Source organism: Streptomyces acidiscabies (assembly GCF_020010905.1).
GTDB lineage: Bacteria > Actinomycetota > Actinomycetes > Streptomycetales > Streptomycetaceae > Streptomyces > Streptomyces acidiscabies.
In genome coordinates, this window is the sequence record NZ_JAGJBY010000002.1 from 118,940 (window position 1) to 137,774 (window position 18,835).

The window sequence follows — 18,835 nt, forward strand, 5'->3', positions numbered from 1 at the left end:
GGGACAGAGGCGGGCCGTTGGCCGAGGTGTACGAATCTCGTACGCGTGTTTCGAACGCCGATCCGCGGGTATCAACGGGGTCCCATGGTCGTCATGGGAATTCACGGGGATGTTTCACGGGGGGAGAGTTCTTCATGTCTGTCGACGAGGCCGCCGAGGCGGTGGAGACCGAGGAGCAGGCCGGTCTGGCGCAGGTGTACTACCCGGTCGCGCCGGACACCCAGCTCAACGTCCGCAACGGTCCGGGCACCAACTACTCCATCGTCAAGGTCCTGCCGCTCAACACGCGCGTGCCGGTCAACTGCCAGATCCCGGGGACGACGGTGTCCGGGTACTACGGCACCACGAACATCTGGGACAACATCGGGAACGGGGAGTTCGTCTCGGACTCGTACGTGAAGACCGGGAGCGACGGGTACATCGCACCTCGCTGCAACTTCTGAGCGGACCGGGGGAGTCGGGGGCGCGGCGGGGGTGAGCCGGAGGGTACGGGGGTGAGGCGGGCCGTCGGGGGAGGGGGCTGGGGCGTTCGCGGGGGCGGGCGGGTTGCGAGGCCGGGGGGCCTTGCTGGGCGGGGCTCGTTGCGAGCCCGGCCACCCGCACGCGTACCCGTCCACGCCGCCGCCTCCCCACCCCCGTACCCGCCCGCATCTCCGCCTCCCGGCCACGCCCTTGCCGCGCCCCGCCCGGAAGCCCGCCCCCGCCCGGCGCCATAATCGTCCCGTGAGCGACGAAAACGGCAGCCCGGACACGGGGGACCTCCCGGACGGGGGCGCGGGGCCTCGTCCCGAACCCCTGCGCTTCTTCGGCACGACGTGGGTGAACCACGACGACGGCTACACGGCACGCCGGATCGCCGTCGCCGTGGGCGCCCCGATCGTCACCGTCGCCGCCTGCTTCGTGCTGCGGTTCGCGTACGAGGGCCTCGCGATCGCCGACATCGGCCGCTTCGTGACCGTCCTGCTCGTGGTCATGTTCGCGGGGTGCAGCGCGCTGGCCTTCGGCCACACCTGGGACGGCTTCCGCAAACGCCCCGACCCCGCCCGCCAGTCCTCCCTCCGAGGCCTCCTGACGATCGGCTTCCTCGGCTCCCTCCTCGCGTACACGTTCCGCGCCTTCCAGGAGGCCCCCGGCGAACAACTCCACCGCGAGGAGTACGAGGCGGCACGCGAACGCCACGAGCGCCGAGCGGTACGCAGGACGGGGAACCCGGCGAAGAAACGCCGGAAGGGCTGAGGGGAGCGGCGGGGGCCACGCGGTTGCCGTCAGCTTTGCCTGCGAGGGGGCCTGGCTGAGAGCCGGGGGGGCAGTACTCAGGGCTTGAGCGGCGCGACGGTGCCGGTTCGGGAGGAGCCGGACCGACGGAACGCCTTTCCGACGACGGGCGGACGTCGCACGCTTGCTCGGAGGCCGCAGCGCTCCGCCGCGCGGGCGCGGAAGAGGGATGGCCGGCTCTCCGTCTACGCGTTCGCGTCCGCAGGACGGCGTGAAAGGCCGAGGGGACCCCTGAGGGCCAACACGACGAGGCCGCTGCGCAAGGCGCCCGCGCGCGTGAGTACGCCGCGCTTGGCGCGGGCGAAGTCCAAGGGCCGAACGAGGTCTCGCGCGCGCGTGCGCAAGAAGGAAGGAGGGACGCGGTACATGGCGCCGGTGCCCTCCAAAAACTCCCGCGCGCGGACGGTCGCCCAGCACGTGCCACGCGCAGGCAACGCAAGGGGAGCCTCCCGCGCGCGTACGCGGTGATGCGGAACAGCCTCGAAGGCACGCGGCTCTCCGCGCGTGCCACGCCGTCGATGACACCGCTCGCCCCACACATCCCGCACGCACATACGCGTCGGCCCTTCGACGACAGCCCCCTCCCACAAGCCCCCGGCGGCCGAGCCCCCGCTGTGCCGCCCGCGCCGGGGTGGTCGAACCGGAGGTAGCCGTCAGCCCGAAGCCCTCGCCCGCACAGACCGCCCGGCACCTCCCGCGCGTCACCGTCTCCCGACGAGTCGCCATCCCCTCCCACCCATGCGTGTATAACGCGGCATCGAGCCCTTGGCCCCCACGCGCGCATGCCCCATACACGCCGGCGCGCGCTCATCAGCGCGGACTCCACAGCACCCAAGCCCGCCGTACCCCATTTCCTGCTCCGGCACCGCCAAGCGCCCCCCGCTCACACCAAAACCCGGTTCCCCCCACCCCAACCCCCCAGCCACCATGGCCCCATGACCGCTTCCCCGCACAGCCCCACCCGAGCCCGCTCCTTCGACAGCGCGGCGGCGCAATACGCGGCCAACCGGCCCTCCTACCCGGCGGAACTGCTGGACACGATCGAGGAGTTGGCGGGACGCCGGTTCGTGGGGTCGATCGTGGGAGACGTAGGTGCGGGAACCGGTATTTCGACGCGAGTGTTGTACGAGAGGGGCGCGAACGTCGTCGGCGTGGAACCCGGCGACGGGATGGCGGCGGAGTTCCGGCGGACGCTGCCGGACGTACCCCTCGTACGGGGCGACGGAAACAACCTCCCTTTCCGCGACGGCAGCATCGACTTCCTCACGTACGCCCAGTCCTGGCACTGGACGGACCCGAACCGCGCGGTCCCGGAGGCGCTGCGGGTACTGCGCCCGGGCGGCGCACTGGCGTTGTGGTGGAACACGACGCCGTACGACGTCGCATGGCTGGCGGCGCAGGCGCGGCGCCTGGGGCGGCACTTCGGCATCGACGTCGAGGACGAGAAGGCCCGCGCGACGCGTACGGACCTGGCCGACCCGACCGGCACCCTCACCTTCACCCGCCGAACCATCCGCTGGAGCCGCAGCATCCCCCTGGACACACACCTGGCGAACATCGGCAGCCACTCGGCGTTCCTGGTCGACACACAGGAGCGCACAACGACGTTCCTCACCACCGAACGCGCCCACCTCCTGACCGAGTTCCCCGACGCCACAGTGGAGGAGACGTACGACGTAACCCTGCTCCTGGCCCAACGCACAACCACCTGACGCCCCCGGACCACACCACGGCCCCGAGACCCCCCCGCCGCACCCATACGGCGGGAGAGCCGCAACCGGCGAGCCCGCCCCTGCCTGACCCGTACGGCGGGAGAGCCGCAAACAGCGCGCCCACCCCCACCGCCCTCGTACGGCGGGAGACCCGCAACTGGCGAGCCTGCCCCTGCCTCCCCCTCCGGACGGCGGGTGAGCCGCAACCGGCGAGCCCGCCCCGCCTGACCGGCATGGCGGGAGAGCCGCGAACGGCGGGTCCGCCCCCGCCGCACCGGCATGGCGGGTGGGTCGCGTACGGCGGGGAGTGGGGTGTCGGGGGTGCGGCGCAGCCCGTCGCTTACGAAGACAGCAGCGCACGGCTCGGTCTACCCCACTGGCCAACACCACCCGCGACGGGCTCGCCGCACCCCGGCACCCCGGCACCCCGGCACCCCCGGCACCCCCGGCACCCCCGGCACCCCGACCCACCCACAACCCCCCGCGCCCCAGCGACGTACCGCCCCCTCACCCCACACCCCGGAAACCACCTCCCGCCGCCCCTCGACCCACCCCTCCAACGCAGCCGCACACGCATGATCCACATGCCGCAGCCCACCCAGCTCCAACCGCACCTCCCGATCCCCCGGCAACCCCTCCAACGCATCGAGCAACTTCGGCAACCGCAGAAACGTCGCATGCCCGACGACCCGAACCACCAGCCCCCGTCCCCCGATCCTCAATCTCGACCTGCACATGACTGATCTCCCAGGCCGTCTTGGCAACGGCAAGCGCCAGCCCGATCAGAACGCCCTCGAAGAGGTTCCCGAGGACGATCGCGACGGCGGTCACGGCGAGGACGAGAACCTCCCCACGATCCGTACGCCACAGCGCCCGAACCTGCCGCACGGGCAGCAGCCCGCACCCGGCGTGGATGAGAAGCGCCGCGAGGGCGGCGACGGGTATCAGCCCGAGCACGCCCGGTACAAAACAACAAAGAGCAGCAGCCAGACACCGTGCAGCACCCGAGACGCCCCCGTACGAACTCCCCAGAGGCCGTGCCCCGCACGATCACGGCGGCCATAGGCAGCGCCCCCAGCAGCCCGCACACCACGTTCCCCGCGCCCTGCGCCAACAACTCCTTGTCGTACTCGGCCCTCCCGTCGTGCAGCCGGTCCACGCTGAACAGCGACTCCGCCGAAGCGACCAGCGCGAACGCGACGACGGTCCCGACCACCCCGACCTCCGCAAGCCGCCCCACGTCGGCCAGCCCCGGCACCCGGACGGCCTCCCACACCCCCGCACCTCGACCCGCCGCACATCCAGCCCGAAACCACCGGTCACCGCAGCCGCGAGCACGACCGCCACGAGCGGCGCGGGAACAAGCCCGGACCCCGCCGCCACCGCCCCCACAGCAGCAGTACGACCAGGGTCGCACCCCCACTGACAACGCCCCGGGATCCGCCCGCCCCGGCAGCTCCACCAGCCCCGCGAGCCTGCCGAGCCCGTCCGACGGCGCGCCCACGTCCCCGAGCGCGTACACCTGCCCGGCGACCAGGACGAGCCCGATCCCGGCGAGCATCCCGTGCACGACGGCGACGGACACGGCCCGGAACCACCGCCCGAGCCGCAGCGCCCCGAGCCCCAGCTGAAGCACCCCGGCGGCGAACACGAGGACGCCGAGCACATGGAGCCCGTACGTGTGGACGGCCTCGTACACGAGCACGGTCAGCCCGGCGGCAGGCCCGCTGACCCGGAGACCGCTCCCCGGCAGCGCCCCGCGACGAGCCCGCCGACGATGCCGGTGACCAGCCCCAGCTCGGGCGGCACCCCGAGGCCAACGCGACGCCCACACACAGGGGCAGCGCGACGAGGAACACGACGAGTGAAGCGGACAGATCGGCCTTGCGTACGCCACGGCGCATCTCGGCAGCACCTCCGGTCGGCAACGGGAGACGCGTGGGCGCCATACCCGGGGAGGGGCACGGCAGCTTCGTACGAACGCCACGCGCGACCCGGAACCCCGCCGTTCCGCGCATGAATTCCATTGTCGGCAAGCCGAGTCGGCCGCGCACCGGCTCCCGGGCGGCGCGCGGGGTGATCGGGAGCGGGAAGGGCGCGCGAGTCCTTGACGACCCACCCCGCCGAGAGCATTATTCAGCACATGATGAATAAAAGCTCCGGCATCCCCGAAGCGCCACCCGACACCCCCGCCATCCACGCCGCCTCCCCTCACCGTCACCCGAGGCCCCCGCGAAGTCCTCCACGCCCTCGGCTTCACCGTCCCGCGAGGCCAGATCACCGGACTCCTCGGCCCCTCCGGCTGCGGCAAGACAACCCTCATGCGGGCGATCGTCGGCACGCAGGCCAAGGTCACCGGCACCCTGGACGTCCTCGGCCGCCCCGCCGCCACCCCGCGCTGCGCAGCCGCATCGGATACGTCACCCAAGCCCCGTCCGTGTACGACGACCTGACGATCCGGCAGAACCTCGACTACTTCGCGGCGATCCTCACCCCGGCCGCCCCGCACGCCGCCCGCCGCGCGGACGTCGACCGCGTCCTGGACGACGTCGACCTCACCTCCCACGCGAACTCCCTCGCCGGGAACCTCTCCGGCGGCCAGCGCAGCCGCGTCTCCCTCGCCGTCGCCCTCCTCGGCACCCCCGAACTCCTCGTCCTCGACGAACCCACCGTCGGCCTCGACCCCGTCCTGCGCCGCGACCTGTGGACCCTCTTCCACGACATCGCCGCAGCTCACGGCACCACTCTGATCATCTCCTCGCACGTCATGGACGAGGCCGAACGCTGCCACCGCCTCCTCCTCATGCGCGCGGGCGAACTCCTCGCCGACGACACCCCGGGCGCCCTGCGCATCCGCACCTCCACCGACACCGTCGAAGCCGCCTTCCTCCACCTGGTCGACGAAGCGACCGAGGCCGCCGCGAGAAAGGCACTGTGCGATGACCACGGCACCCGCACCCACCCGCGTCCTGACCGCCGCCCGCACCACCGCGACCGCCGCCCGCGTCCTGCGCCAGCTCCGCCACGACCCGCGCACGATCGCCCTGCTCCTGCTCATCCCCTGCCTGATGCTGGTCCTGCTGCGCTACGTCTTCGACGGCAGCCCCCGCACCTTCGACAACATCGGCGCCTCCCTCCTCGGGGTCTTCCCGCTGATCACGATGTTCCTGGTCACCTCCATCGCCACCCTCCGCGAACGCACCTCAGGCACCCTCGAACGCCTCCTCGCGATGCCGCTCGGCAAGGCCGACCTGATCGCCGGATACGCCCTCGCGTTCGGCGCGCTGGCCATCCTCCAGTCCGCGCTCGCCACCGGCCTCGCCGTCTGGTTCCTCGGCCTCGACGTCACCGGCAGCCCCTGGCTCCTGCTGCTCGTCGCCCTCCTGGACGCCCTCCTCGGCACCGCGCTCGGCCTCTTCGTCTCCGCGTTCGCGGCCTCCGAGTTCCAGGCCGTCCAGTTCATGCCGGCGGTGATCTTCCCCCAGCTCCTCCTCTGCGGCCTCTTCACCCCGAGGGACGCGATGCACCCCGTCCTCGAAGCGATCTCCGACGTCCTGCCCATGTCGTACGCCGTCGACGGCATGAACGAGATCCTCCGCCACACCGACCTGACGGCCGCGTTCGTCCGCGACGTCCTCGTGGTCGCCGGCTGCGCCCTGCTGGTCCTCGGCCTCGGCGCCGCGACCCTGCGCCGCCGCACCCGGTGAACCGCCGTGTTCCGCCAGCCGGACAGCGCTCCCCGCCCCCGCACCCGGTGCGAGGATGGCGGCATGAGCCAGAAAGTCGCAGTCCTCGGCACCGGAAAGATCGGCGAAGCCCTGCTCAGCGGGATGATCCGAGGCGGCTGGGCCCCGGCCGACCTCCTGGTCACCGCCCGCCGCCCGGAGCGCGCCGAGGAACTCCGCGCCCGCTACGGCGTCACCCCGGTCACCAACCCGGAAGCCGCCAAGACCGCCGACACCCTGATCCTCACCGTCAAGCCGCAGGACATGGGCACGCTGCTCGACGAACTCGCCCCGCACGTCCCCGCCGACCGCCTCGTCATCAGCGGCGCCGCCGGTATCCCCACCTCCTTCTTCGAGGAGCGCCTCTCACCGGGCACCGGTCGTCCGTGTCATGACGAACACGCCCGCGCTCGTCGACGAGGCCATGTCCGTCATCTCCGCCGGCACCCACGCCACCGACGACCACCTCGCGCACGCCGAGGAGATCTTCGGCGCCGTCGGCAAGACCCTGCGCGTCCCCGAGTCCCAGCAGGACGCCTGCACCGCGCTCTCCGGCTCCCCGGCGTACTTCTTCTACCTGGTCGAAGCCATGACCGACGCCGGGATCCTGCTCGGCCTCCCGCGCGACAAGGCCCACGACCTCATCGTCCAGTCGGCCATCGGCGCCGCCGTGATGCTCCGCGACAGCGGCGAACACCCCGTCAAGCTCCGCGAGAACGTCACCTCCCCGGCCGGTACCACCATCAGCGCCATCCGCGAACTGGAGAACCACGGCGTACGCGCCGCCCCTCATCGCCGCCCTCGAAGCGGCCCGCGACCGCAGCCGCGAGCTCGCCTCCGGAAAGAAGGACTAACCCTCCGAGGGAACGCCGGTGAGGATCGGTGCGGCTGCTCGACCCGGTTCGAGCAGCCCGATCGCACGGTAGGCGGCGTCCACCGTCGGCCGCGCCATGGCCCTCGCCCTCTCCGCCCCGTCCCGCAACACCCCTTCCACATGTCCTGGTTCCGCGCACAACTCCTTGTGTCTGGCCTGCACGGGCCGCAAAGTCTCGATCACAGCCTCGGCAGTGTCCGCTTTGAGTGCTCCGTACGACTTGTGAACGCCTGACAGATCCTCAGGGTTCCCGCCCGTGCACGCCGCGAGGATCTCCAGCAGATTCGCGACGCCGGGACCGCACGGTCGTACACGACCTCCCGCCCGCTGTCCGTGACGGCGCGCAGCACCTTCTTGCGGATCGTGTCGGGCTCGTCGAGGAGATAGACGATGCCCGGACCGAAATCGTCGGACTTCCCCATCTTCGACAGCGGATCCTGAAGGTTCATGACCCGCGCGGCAACCCCGGATGCGTCGCCTTCGGTACGACGAACGTATGGCCGTACCGCTGGTTGAACCGCACCGCCAGATCCCGCGCCAGCTCCACGTGCTGCGCCTGGTCGTCACCGACCGGCACCTCGTCCGTCCCGTACGCCAGGATGTCCGCGGCCATCAGCACCGGATACGTCAGCAGCGACAGCCGCACACTCCCGCCCCGCGCCTGCTCCCGCCGCGCCTTCTCCTTGTACTGGATCATCCGCCGCATCTCGCCGTCGGTCGCGACGCACTCCATGACGTACGACAGCCGCGCGTGCTCGTCGACATGGCTCTGTACGAAGAGAGTGCACAGCCGCGGATCCAGCCCCGTCGCGAGCAGCAGCGTCGCCGCCTGCCGGCTGAGCCTGCGCGCGCGCGGGATCGTGGTCCACGGTCAGGGCATGCAGGTCCACGACGCAGAAGACCGCGTCGGACCGGTGCTGGTCGGCCTCGGCCCACTGCCGCATGGCCCCCAGGTAGTTCCCCAGTGTCAGGTGCCCGGTCGGCTTGATCCCGCTGAAGACCCTCGTCATCCCCACTCCTCCTGATCCGGACCGCCGACCCGGTCGGCCCCCGCGATCCTGGAGAGGAAACGAGAACGGCCGCCGAGGCGGCGGCCGTTGATGCGTACGTGAGTACAGGCCGCCGTCAGGCGGCCCACCACTGCTGGGTGTACGTACGCGTTGTCATGGGGCTAGCGTACGCCTCCGGGGTGCCCTCGGGGAGGAGTTGACACCCCCGGAGCCGGTACGTAGTGTTCTCCGAGTTGTCCAGCGTGAGCGCCGACTCCGGTCGGTCCCCGGACAGCCATTCCACAAGTACCAACCAACACTCGACCTGGTGTCGTGTCTTTGGCGTGCGTATTTGCGAAATGAGGAATCCACGTTCGAAAGGGCGCGCCCCCGATTGGCTTCGGGGGGGAATCCGCTAAAGTCTCACTCGTCGGAACGGCCCAAGGGCCAGGAAGACAACCCCCGCTGACTGGGAATCAGACGCCGAAAGGATCTGATAGAGTCGGAACCGCCGGAAAGGGAAACGCGAGAGCGAGAACCTGGAAAGCACCGAGAGGAAATCGGATCGAGAAAAGATCTGATAGAGTCGGAAACGAAGGGAAGCCCGGAGGAAAGCCCGAGAGGGTGAGTACAAAGGAAGCGTCCGTTCCTTGAGAACTCAACAGCGTGCCAAAAATCAACGCCAGATTAGTTGATACCCCGTCCCTGGCCGATGGCCGAGGATGAGGTTCCTTTGAAACAAACACAGCGAGGACGCTGTGAACGGTCGGATCATTCCTCCGATCGTTCCGCTCTTCTGTGTTGTGCACCGGATTACCGGTAAACATTCACGGAGAGTTTGATCCTGGCTCAGGACGAACGCTGGCGGCGTGCTTAACACATGCAAGTCGAACGATGAAGCCCTTCGGGGTGGATTAGTGGCGAACGGGTGAGTAACACGTGGGCAATCTGCCCTTCACTCTGGGACAAGCCCTGGAAACGGGGTCTAATACCGGATATCACTCCTGCCTGCATGGGCGGGGGTCGAAAGCTCCGGCGGTGAAGGATGAGCCCGCGGCCTATCAGCTTGTTGGTGAGGTAATGGCTCACCAAGGCGACGACGGGTAGCCGGCCTGAGAGGGCGACCGGCCACACTGGGACTGAGACACGGCCCAGACTCCTACGGGAGGCAGCAGTGGGGAATATTGCACAATGGGCGGAAGCCTGATGCAGCGACGCCGCGTGAGGGATGACGGCCTTCGGGTTAAACCTCTTTCAGCAGGGAAGAAGCGAAAGTGACGGTACCTGCAGAAGAAGCGCCGGCTAACTACGTGCCAGCAGCCGCGGTAATACGTAGGGCGCAAGCGTTGTCCGGAATTATTGGGCGTAAAGAGCTCGTAGGCGGCTTGTCGCGTCGGATGAAAGCCCGGGGCTTAACCCCGGGTCTGCATTCGATACGGGCAGGCTAGAGTTCGGTAGGGGAGATCGGAATTCCTGGTGTAGCGGTGAAATGCGCAGATATCAGGAGGAACACCGGTGGCGAAGGCGGATCTCTGGGCCGATACTGACGCTGAGGAGCGAAAGCGTGGGGAGCGAACAGGATTAGATACCCTGGTAGTCCACGCCGTAAACGGTGGGAACTAGGTGTTGGCGACATTCCACGTCGTCGGTGCCGCAGCTAACGCATTAAGTTCCCCGCCTGGGGAGTACGGCCGCAAGGCTAAAACTCAAAGGAATTGACGGGGCCCGCACAAGCAGCGGAGCATGTGGCTTAATTCGACGCAACGCGAAGAACCTTACCAAGGCTTGACATACACCGGAAACGGCCAGAGATGGTCGCCCCCTTGTGGTCGGTGTACAGGTGGTGCATGGCTGTCGTCAGCTCGTGTCGTGAGATGTTGGGTTAAGTCCCGCAACGAGCGCAACCCTTGTCCTGTGTTGCCAGCGTGCCCTTCGGGGTGACGGGGACTCACAGGAGACCGCCGGGGTCAACTCGGAGGAAGGTGGGGACGACGTCAAGTCATCATGCCCCTTATGTCTTGGGCTGCACACGTGCTACAATGGCAGGTACAAAGAGCTGCGAAACCGTGAGGTGGAGCGAATCTCAAAAAGCCTGTCTCAGTTCGGATTGGGGTCTGCAACTCGACCCCATGAAGTCGGAGTTGCTAGTAATCGCAGATCAGCATTGCTGCGGTGAATACGTTCCCGGGCCTTGTACACACCGCCCGTCACGTCACGAAAGTCGGTAACACCCGAAGCCGGTGGCCCAACCCCTTGTGGGAGGGAGCTGTCGAAGGTGGGACTGGCGATTGGGACGAAGTCGTAACAAGGTAGCCGTACCGGAAGGTGCGGCTGGATCACCTCCTTTCTAAGGAGCATCTAGCTGTCGCAAGGCAGCCAGGGCCATAACGCAGGCGAACGTTCTGCGGTGGTTGCTCATGGGTGGAACGTTGATTATTCGGCCGGAACATCGGGTCGGAGGCTGCAAGTACTGCTCTTAGGGGCGTGGAAAGCATGATCTCCGGACGGGAGTCTGGTCGGGCACGCTGTTGGGTGTCTGAGGGAATGAACCCCCTCATGATGCCGACCCCGGTAAAAATCCGTGTGAGCGGGTTGTGACGGGTGGTTGGTCGTTGTTTGAGAACTGCACAGTGGACGCGAGCATCTGTGGCCAAGTTTTTAAGGGCGCACGGTGGATGCCTTGGCACCAGGAACCGATGAAGGACGTGGGAGGCCACGATAGTCCCCGGGGAGCCGTCAACCAGGCTTTGATCCGGGGTTTCCGAATGGGGAAACCCGGCAGTCGTCATGGGCTGTCACCCATACCTGAACACATAGGGTATGTGGAGGGAACGAGGGGAAGTGAAACATCTCAGTACCCTCAGGAAGAGAAAACAACCGTGATTCCGGGAGTAGTGGCGAGCGAAACCGGATGAGGCCAAACCTACGACGTGTGAGACCCGGCAGGGGTTGCGTCGTGGGGTTGTGGGATCTCTCTTTCACAGTCTGCCGGCTGTGAGGCGAGTCAGAAACCGTTGATGTAGGCGAAGGACATGCGAAAGGTCCGGCGTAGAGGGTAAGACCCCGTAGTCGAAACGTCAACGGCTCGTTTTGAGACACCCAAGTAGCACGGGGCCCGAGAAATCCCGTGTGAATCTGGCGGGACCACCCGCTAAGCCTAAATATTCCCTGGTGACCGATAGCGGATAGTACCGTGAGGGAATGGTGAAAAGTACCGCGGGAGCGGAGTGAAATAGTACCTGAAACCGTGTGCCTACAAGCCGTGGGAGCGTCGCTGTATGTGCTTGCACATGCAGTCGTGACTGCGTGCCTTTTGAAGAATGAGCCTGCGAGTTTGCGGTGTGTTGCGAGGTTAACCCGGGTGGGGTAGCCGTAGCGAAAGCGAGTCCGAACAGGGCGATTCAGTAGCACGCTCAAGACCCGAAGCGGAGTGATCTAGCCATGGGCAGGTTGAAGCGGAGGTAAGACTTCGTGGAGGACCGAACCCACCAGGGTTGAAAACCTGGGGATGACCTGTGGTTAGGGGTGAAAGGCCAATCAAACTCCGTGATAGCTGGTTCTCCCCGAAATGCATTTAGGTGCAGCGTCGTGTGTTTTTGCCGGAGGTAGAGCACTGGATAGGCGATGGGCCCTACCGGGTTACTGACCTTAGCCAAACTCCGAATGCCGGTAAGTGAGAGCGCGGCAGTGAGACTGTGGGGGATAAGCTCCATGGTCGAGAGGGAAACAGCCCAGAGCATCGACTAAGGCCCCTAAGCGTACGCTAAGTGGGAAAGGATGTGGAGTCGCAGAGACAACCAGGAGGTTGGCTTAGAAGCAGCCACCCTTGAAAGAGTGCGTAATAGCTCACTGGTCTAGTGATTCCGCGCCGACAATGTAGCGGGGCTCAAGCGTACCGCCGAAGTCGTGTCATTGCAGCATATAGGGCCAACGCCTGCTGTGATGGGTAGGGGAGCGTCGTGTGCCGGGTGAAGCTGCGCCGGAAGGCAGTGGTGGACGGTTCACGAGTGAGAATGCAGGCATGAGTAGCGATTCACACGTGGGAAACGTGTGCGCCGATTGACTAAGGGTTCCTGGGTCAAGCTGATCTGCCCAGGGTAAGTCGGGACCTAAGGCGAGGCCGACAGGCGTAGTCGATGGATAACCGGTTGATATTCCGGTACCCGCTGTGAAGCGTCAAACATCGAATCCAGTGATGCTAAGGCCGTGAAGCCGTTCCGGACCCTTCGGGGAAAGGAAAGTGGTGGAGCCGCTGAACCGATCTGGTAGTAGGTGAGTGATGGGGTGACGCAGGAAGGTAGTCCAGCCCGGGCGATGGTAGTCCCGGGGTAAGGGTGTAGGCCGAGTGGTAGGCAAATCCGCCGCTCATCAAGGCTGAGACCTGATGCCGAGCCGATTGTGGTGAAGTGGATGATCCTATGCTGTCGAGAAAGCCTCTAGCGAGTTTCATGGCGGCCCGTACCCTAAACCGACTCAGGTGGTCAGGTAGAGAATACCGAGGCGTTCGGGTGAACTATGGTTAAGGAACTCGGCAAAATGCCCCCGTAACTTCGGGAGAAGGGGGCCATCACTGGTGAGAGGACTTGCTCCTTGAGCTGGGGGTGGCCGCAGAGACCAGCGAGAAGCGACTGTTTACTAAAAACACAGGTCCGTGCGAAGCCGTAAGGCGATGTATACGGACTGACGCCTGCCCGGTGCTGGAACGTTAAGGGGACCGGTTAGTCACATTTCGGTGTGGCGAAGCTGAGAACTTAAGCGCCAGTAAACGGCGGTGGTAACTATAACCATCCTAAGGTAGCGAAATTCCTTGTCGGGTAAGTTCCGACCTGCACGAATGGCGTAACGACTTCTCGACTGTCTCAACCATAGGCCCGGTGAAATTGCACTACGAGTAAAGATGCTCGTTTCGCGCAGCAGGACGGAAAGACCCCGGGACCTTTACTACAGTTTGATATTGGTGTTCGGTTCGGCTTGTGTAGGATAGCTGGGAGACTTTGAAGTCCATACGCCAGTATGGGTGGAGTCGTCGTTGAAATACCAGTCTGGTCGTGCTGGATGTCTAACCTGGGTCCGTGATCCGGATCAGGGACAGTGTCTGATGGGTAGTTTAACTGGGGCGGTTGCCTCCTAAAGAGTAACGGAGGCGCCCAAAGGTTCCCTCAGCCTGGTTGGTAATCAGGTGTTGAGTGTAAGTGCACAAGGGAGCTTGACTGTGAGACCGACGGGTCGAGCAGGGACGAAAGTCGGGACTAGTGATCCGGCGGTGGCTTGTGGAAGCGCCGTCGCTCAACGGATAAAAGGTACCCCGGGGATAACAGGCTGATCTTCCCCAAGAGTCCATATCGACGGGATGGTTTGGCACCTCGATGTCGGCTCGTCGCATCCTGGGGCTGGAGTCGGTCCCAAGGGTTGGGCTGTTCGCCCATTAAAGCGGTACGCGAGCTGGGTTTAGAACGTCGTGAGACAGTTCGGTCCCTATCCGCTGCGCGCGCAGGAACATTGAGAAGGGCTGTCCCTAGTACGAGAGGACCGGGACGGACGAACCTCTGGTGTGCCAGTTGTTCTGCCAAGGGCATGGCTGGTTGGCTACGTTCGGGAGGGATAACCGCTGAAAGCATCTAAGCGGGAAGCCTGCTTCGAGATGAGTGTTCCCACCTCCTTGAGAGGGTAAGGCTCCCAGTAGACGACTGGGTTGATAGGCCAGATCTGGAAGCACCGTAAGGTGTGGAGGTGACTGGTACTAATAGGCCGAGGGCTTGTCCTCAGTTGCTCGCGTCCACTGTGTTGGTTCTGAAACCACGAACAACCCCGTATGGCCATATACGGTGCGGTTGATGTGTTTCATAGTGTTTCGGTGGTTATAGCGTGAGGGAAACGCCCGGTTACATTCCGAACCCGGAAGCTAAGCCTTACAGCGCCGATGGTACTGCAGGGGGACCCTGTGGGGAGAGTAGGACGCCGCCGAACAATCATTTGGGAAACCCCGCATCTTATGGTGCGGGGGTTTTCTGCGTTTAGGGTTGGTGTATGCGCTACGACCTGGTGATCTTCGACAACGACGGGGTGCTCGTCGACAGCGAGCCCATTTCCAATCGGCTGCTCGCCGAATATCTCACCGAGGTCGGGCATCCGACGTCGTACGAGGAGTCGATCCGGGACTACATGGGGTCCGCGATGCACCGGATTCACGATCTGGTGCTGGAGCGGACCGGGGAGCGGTTGCCGGAGGGGTTCGACGAGGTTTTTCATGGCCGGGTGTTCGCCGCGTTCGAGCGGGAGCTGAAGCCGGTCGCGGGGATCGTGGAGGTGCTGGAGCGGCTGGTGGCGGCGGGGGTGCCGTACTGCGTGGGGTCGTCCGGGAGTCATGAGCGGATCCGGGTGGGGCATCGGGTGGCCGGGCTCGACCGGTTCTTCGGGGAGGGGCGGGTGTTCAGCGCGGAGGATGTGGGGCGGGGGAAGCCGGCGCCGGATCTGTTCCTGTACGCGGCCGAGCGGATGGGGGCGGCGCCGGGGCGGTGCGTGGTCGTCGAGGACTCGCCGCTCGGGGTGCGGGCGGGGGTGGCGGCCGGGATGGACGTACTCGGCTTCACCGCGATGACGCCCGCCGAGCGGCTCGTGGGGGCCTCGCGGATGTATGCCGAGCCGGGGGAACTGGTCGAGCTGCTGCTCGGGTGAGGGCGGGGCCGTTGAGAGCTGAGCTAAATTCATCTTTGGCTTGATCTACCCATGAGTACGCCGGGGCCCTACGCTCGCCGCCATGACAGAAGTGCTGCGGCGCGGTAGGGCCTCGTTGGCGTTCAGCTTTTTTGCCCATGGGGCCGCGTTCGCTCTGCTGGTGACCCGGATTCCGGCGATCCAGGATCGGTACGGGATCTCCGACGGGCTGTTGCCGGTGTATCTGGCGGCCGTGCCTGTGCTGGCCGGGGTCGGGAGCGTGGCGTCCGAGCGGGTTGTGCGGCGGGCGTCGTCCAGGGTTGTCCTGCGGTGGGCCCAGCCTGTCGTTCTGCTCGCCCTGGTGGGGGTCGGGGCGGGGCACGGGGCCGTTCAACTCGCCGCCGCTCTTGCCGTGTTCGGGCTTTCGCTCGGGGCGCTCGACGCGACGATGAACATGCTGGGGGTGAGCCTTCAGCGGGCGTACGGGCGCAGCATCATGCTCAGTTTCCACGCGGCGTTCAGTCTTGGGGGGATCGTCGGGTCCTCGCTCGCCTGGGTCGGTGCGCACTGGGAGTTGGAGCTGTGGGTGCTCTATCTGCCCGTCGTCTGTGTGCTGTTGCCGGCCGCGCTGCTCGGGAGCCGGTGGTATGTCGACGGGCGTACGGGAGTTGAGGCCCCCGAGGAGGGTGCCAAGAGCGGGGACGGGCTCGCCTTCCGGGTGTTGCTGCCGCTCTGCCTCGTCATGGCGTTCGCCTATATCGGGGACTCCACCGTGTCCAACTGGAGTGCCAAGTACCTCCAGGACGTGCTGGGGAGTTCCGAGCAGCTCTCGACCGTGCCGTACAACGTCTACATGGTGACCATGCTCGTCGGGCGGGCCATCGGGGACTACGGGGTGCGGCGGTTCGGGGCCGTTGTCGTCGTGCGGGTCGGGGCCCTGGTCGCCGCCGGGGGGTTCGTCGTGGTCGCCGGGGCGCCGGGGGCCTGGGTGGGGATGGTGGGGTTCACGCTCGTGGGGGTGGGGCTGTGTGTGATCGTGCCGCAGACGTTCGCGGCTGCCGGGCGGTTGTTCCCCGGGGCCTCCGATGCCGCCGTCGCTCGGCTCAACATCTTCAACTACGTCGGGTTTCTGGTGGGTTCGCCGCTCGTGGGGGTGATCGGGGACGCCTGGAGCTATCGGGCCGCCATGCTCGTGCCCATGGGGTTGGTGCTGGTGACCGTCCTGTATGCCCGGTCGTTCGAGACGCGGGGGGACCGATACGGTGGCGGGCATGAGCGGGCGCGCACAGTTGATGTGGGATGAAGCGGTCACCGGGTACGACTTCGGGGACGGGCATCCGATGGATCCCGTACGGCTTGAGCTGACGCGGGGGTTGGTGGCGGCGCTCGGGCTGGACCGGGAGGTCGATGTCGTCTCGGCCAAGGCCGCCGGGGAGTCGACTCTGCGGCTTGTGCATCGGGAGGACTACATCGAGGCCGTGAAGGCGGCCTCCTTGGATCCTCGGGTCGCCGATCAGTCGTACGGGATCGGGACCGTCGACGATCCTGCGTTCGCCGGTATGCACGAAGTCAGTTCCCTCATCGCAGGGTTGTCCGTCGGGGCTGCCGAGGCTGTGTGGCGGGGGGACGTCTTGCACGCCGTCAACTTTGCTGGGGGGCTTCATCATGCGATGCCCGGTGGGGCCGCCGGGTTCTGTATCTACAACGATGCGGCTCTTGCCATCGCGCGGTTGCTGGAGCTGGGGGCCGAGCGGGTCGTCTACATCGACGTCGATGTGCATCACGGGGACGGGGTGCAGGCCGCGTTCTGGGAGGATCCTCGGGTTCTGACCATCTCGCTGCATGAACATCCTCGTACGTTGTTTCCGCAGACCGGGTGGGCTGAGGAGACGGGGGCGGCCGGGGTTGCCGAGGGGTCTGCTGTGAATGTGGCGTTGCCTGCGGGGACCGGGGATGCGGGGTGGGTGCGGGCGTTTCACTCCGTGGTGCCGGAGTTGGTGGCGGAGTTTCGGCCCGATGTGGTGGTCAGTCAGCATGGTGCCGATACGCATTTCGAGGATCCGTTGGCTCATCTCGCGGTTTCTCTCGATGCGCAGCGGGCTGTTCAGGTGGCCTGTCATGAGTTGGCCCATGAATACGCCGGGGGGAAGTGGGTCGCTTTGGGTGGGGGTGGGTATTCCGTCGTGGATGTTGTTCCTCGGTCCTGGGCGCATTTGGTGGGGATTGCCGCAGGGAAGGAGGTGTCGCCGGATGCGGTGATTCCTGAGGGGTGGCGGGAACAAGTCTTTGCTCGGACTCGGCAGTTGGCGCCTGCTCGGATGAGTGATGGGCGGTGGCCGGTGAAGTGGGCTTCCTGGGAGGCGGGGTACGACCCTGGGGATCGGGTGGATCAGGCGGTGCTGGCGGCTCGGCGGGCGGTGTTTCCGTTGCGGGGGTTGTTGGCGTAGAGATTTCCTCGCCCCCGCCGCCCCTACCCGTCCCATCCTCAAGGGGCGCTGCCCCTTGGACCCCGGGGTGGGTGGGGGAGGTGGGGGAAGCTGGCTGTGGGTGGGTGGTGATCGGCCCTGAAGGGGCCTCGTCCTCAAACGCCGGACGGGCTGAGAGCGCCGGGTGCGGTCTCGTTCTTGAGCGGCGGACCGGCTGGATGGGGATGGGCTGGGGTTCGTTGGTTGGGGGTCTTCGGGTAAGCCGGTGTGGGGTTACTCCAACCAGGTTGTGGGGGGACTGAGTTCCGGACGTGGGGGTGCGGGGTTCGGGAGGATTCTGGGGTGTTCAGTGCTGAGGAGCTTGCGGGTTATCTCGTTGATGTGGGGATTTCGGGGGCCGTGTCCACCACCCGGGAGCGGAGTCTGCGGAATTATCGGTTGTTCGGGGTGGGGGATCCTCGGGTGCGGTTGGGGGTGGTGACCAGGGGGGAGTGGGGGGTGCGGGAAGTGCTGGGGGTCATGGTTGAGGGGTGTGGGGTTTCGGACGATCTGCGGGTGGTTTCAGGGCAGGATTGGGTGGAGCCCCTGAAGACCGTCGCCGCGCTCGACGCGTTTGCGGATCGGATCAGGAATGTTGCGCTCTGTAACGGTGCCGTGTTGGTGGGGACGGGACATCCGGGGCGGTTAGGGGGGTTTTACCGGGGGATCGTGGACGCCTTGTCGACGGCGGGATGTGAAGTGCTCACACCTGCGAAGGGTCTCTCTGTCGACATAACGACCCGGTTCGGTCTACGCACGCACATCCTCCAGTACGTACGAGGAGTCGGCCGGCTCCTCGAACCGGGCGTCGAACGCGCCGGTTGCGCGACCGGCGTGCACACGCATTCCCCGCTGCCGGTTCGGCTCGCGCTGGAGGCCCTCGCGGCGTCCGGCGGGCGGCTGCCGGACCTGGTCATCGGGGACCACGGCTGGGTCTGCGGAGCAGGTCAGCTGGGGTTTGAGGCCATTGGGCTGGCCGATGCCGATGACCCCGCGGTGTTCGTGGGGCAGGCCGAGGGGATCGTGTCCGTCGCCGTTCCGGTTGATGACGGCGTGCGGTCCGATTACTACTTGCCGCTTACCCGCTACGTACTCAATCGAGCGTGTCTGTCACAGTAGGACTGCCTTGGGGTGCACCTCT

General features: G+C 66.3%; 8 protein-coding genes, 3 rRNA genes and 4 pseudogenes. 13 read left to right on the forward strand and 2 right to left on the reverse strand.

Going from position 1 to position 18,835, the window contains the following annotated elements; all coding sequences use genetic code 11:
* Positions 1 to 134: 134 nt before the first annotated feature.
* The 3 genes from J8M50_RS27495 (at position 135) to J8M50_RS27505 (ending at position 2,987) form a co-directional block, all read left to right on the forward strand.
* A complete protein-coding gene (locus tag J8M50_RS27495) occupies positions 135 to 443 on the forward strand; it encodes a peptidase (protein WP_010351497.1) in 309 nt (102 codons plus the stop codon).
* 280 nt (positions 444 to 723) lie between these two features.
* Positions 724 to 1,236, forward strand: a complete 513-nt coding sequence (locus tag J8M50_RS27500) for a membrane protein (protein ID WP_010351498.1) — start codon at positions 724 to 726, stop codon at positions 1,234 to 1,236.
* 974 nt (positions 1,237 to 2,210) lie between these two features.
* Positions 2,211 to 2,987: a class I SAM-dependent methyltransferase gene (locus J8M50_RS27505; protein ID WP_010351500.1), complete on the forward strand. Its 777-nt coding sequence runs from the start codon at positions 2,211 to 2,213 to the stop codon at positions 2,985 to 2,987.
* 533 nt (positions 2,988 to 3,520) lie between these two features.
* Here J8M50_RS27505 and J8M50_RS27510 read toward each other — a convergent pair.
* Positions 3,521 to 4,891, reverse strand: a pseudogene (locus tag J8M50_RS27510) (SulP family inorganic anion transporter); the annotation flags it as partial.
* 239 nt (positions 4,892 to 5,130) lie between these two features.
* On the opposite strand from J8M50_RS27510, the pseudogene J8M50_RS27515 reads away from it, so the two are divergent.
* The 3 genes and pseudogenes from J8M50_RS27515 to proC all read left to right on the forward strand — a co-directional run.
* Positions 5,131 to 5,916: pseudogene (locus J8M50_RS27515) on the forward strand (ABC transporter ATP-binding protein); the annotation flags it as partial.
* 10 nt (positions 5,917 to 5,926) lie between these two features.
* Positions 5,927 to 6,694: an ABC transporter permease gene (locus J8M50_RS27520; protein ID WP_010351503.1), complete on the forward strand. Its 768-nt coding sequence runs from the start codon at positions 5,927 to 5,929 to the stop codon at positions 6,692 to 6,694.
* 63 nt (positions 6,695 to 6,757) lie between these two features.
* Positions 6,758 to 7,566 (forward strand): annotated as a pseudogene (proC, locus tag J8M50_RS27525) (pyrroline-5-carboxylate reductase).
* On the opposite strand, the pseudogene trpS reads toward proC, so the two are convergent.
* Positions 7,563 to 8,596, reverse strand: a pseudogene (gene trpS, locus J8M50_RS27530) (tryptophan--tRNA ligase). The pseudogenes proC and trpS sit on opposite strands and share 4 nt — an antisense overlap.
* 805 nt (positions 8,597 to 9,401) lie before the next feature.
* On the opposite strand from trpS, the gene J8M50_RS27535 reads away from it, so the two are divergent.
* The 7 genes from J8M50_RS27535 to J8M50_RS27565 all read left to right on the forward strand — a co-directional run bounded on the left by J8M50_RS27535 (position 9,402) and on the right by J8M50_RS27565 (position 18,813).
* Positions 9,402 to 10,922: ribosomal RNA gene (locus J8M50_RS27535) — 16S ribosomal RNA — on the forward strand.
* 301 nt (positions 10,923 to 11,223) lie between these two features.
* Positions 11,224 to 14,339: ribosomal RNA gene (locus J8M50_RS27540) — 23S ribosomal RNA — on the forward strand.
* A gap of 86 nt (positions 14,340 to 14,425) precedes the next feature.
* Positions 14,426 to 14,542: ribosomal RNA gene (gene rrf, locus J8M50_RS27545) — 5S ribosomal RNA — on the forward strand.
* The 16S, 23S and 5S rRNA genes sit together here, the layout of an rRNA operon.
* 60 nt (positions 14,543 to 14,602) lie before the next feature.
* Complete coding sequence (locus J8M50_RS27550) at positions 14,603 to 15,250, forward strand: HAD family hydrolase (RefSeq protein ID WP_010351061.1); 648 nt, start codon at positions 14,603 to 14,605, stop codon at positions 15,248 to 15,250.
* Between the two features lie 82 nt (positions 15,251 to 15,332).
* Complete coding sequence (locus J8M50_RS27555) at positions 15,333 to 16,532, forward strand: MFS transporter (protein WP_029183470.1); 1,200 nt, start codon at positions 15,333 to 15,335, stop codon at positions 16,530 to 16,532.
* Positions 16,501 to 17,676: an acetoin utilization protein AcuC gene (locus tag J8M50_RS27560; protein WP_010351064.1), complete on the forward strand. Its 1,176-nt coding sequence runs from the start codon at positions 16,501 to 16,503 to the stop codon at positions 17,674 to 17,676. The genes J8M50_RS27555 and J8M50_RS27560 overlap by 32 nt, the downstream gene beginning before the upstream one ends.
* Before the next feature lie 321 nt (positions 17,677 to 17,997).
* Positions 17,998 to 18,813: a phosphatase gene (locus J8M50_RS27565; protein ID WP_010351065.1), complete on the forward strand. Its 816-nt coding sequence runs from the start codon at positions 17,998 to 18,000 to the stop codon at positions 18,811 to 18,813.
* Positions 18,814 to 18,835 lie beyond the last annotated feature (22 nt).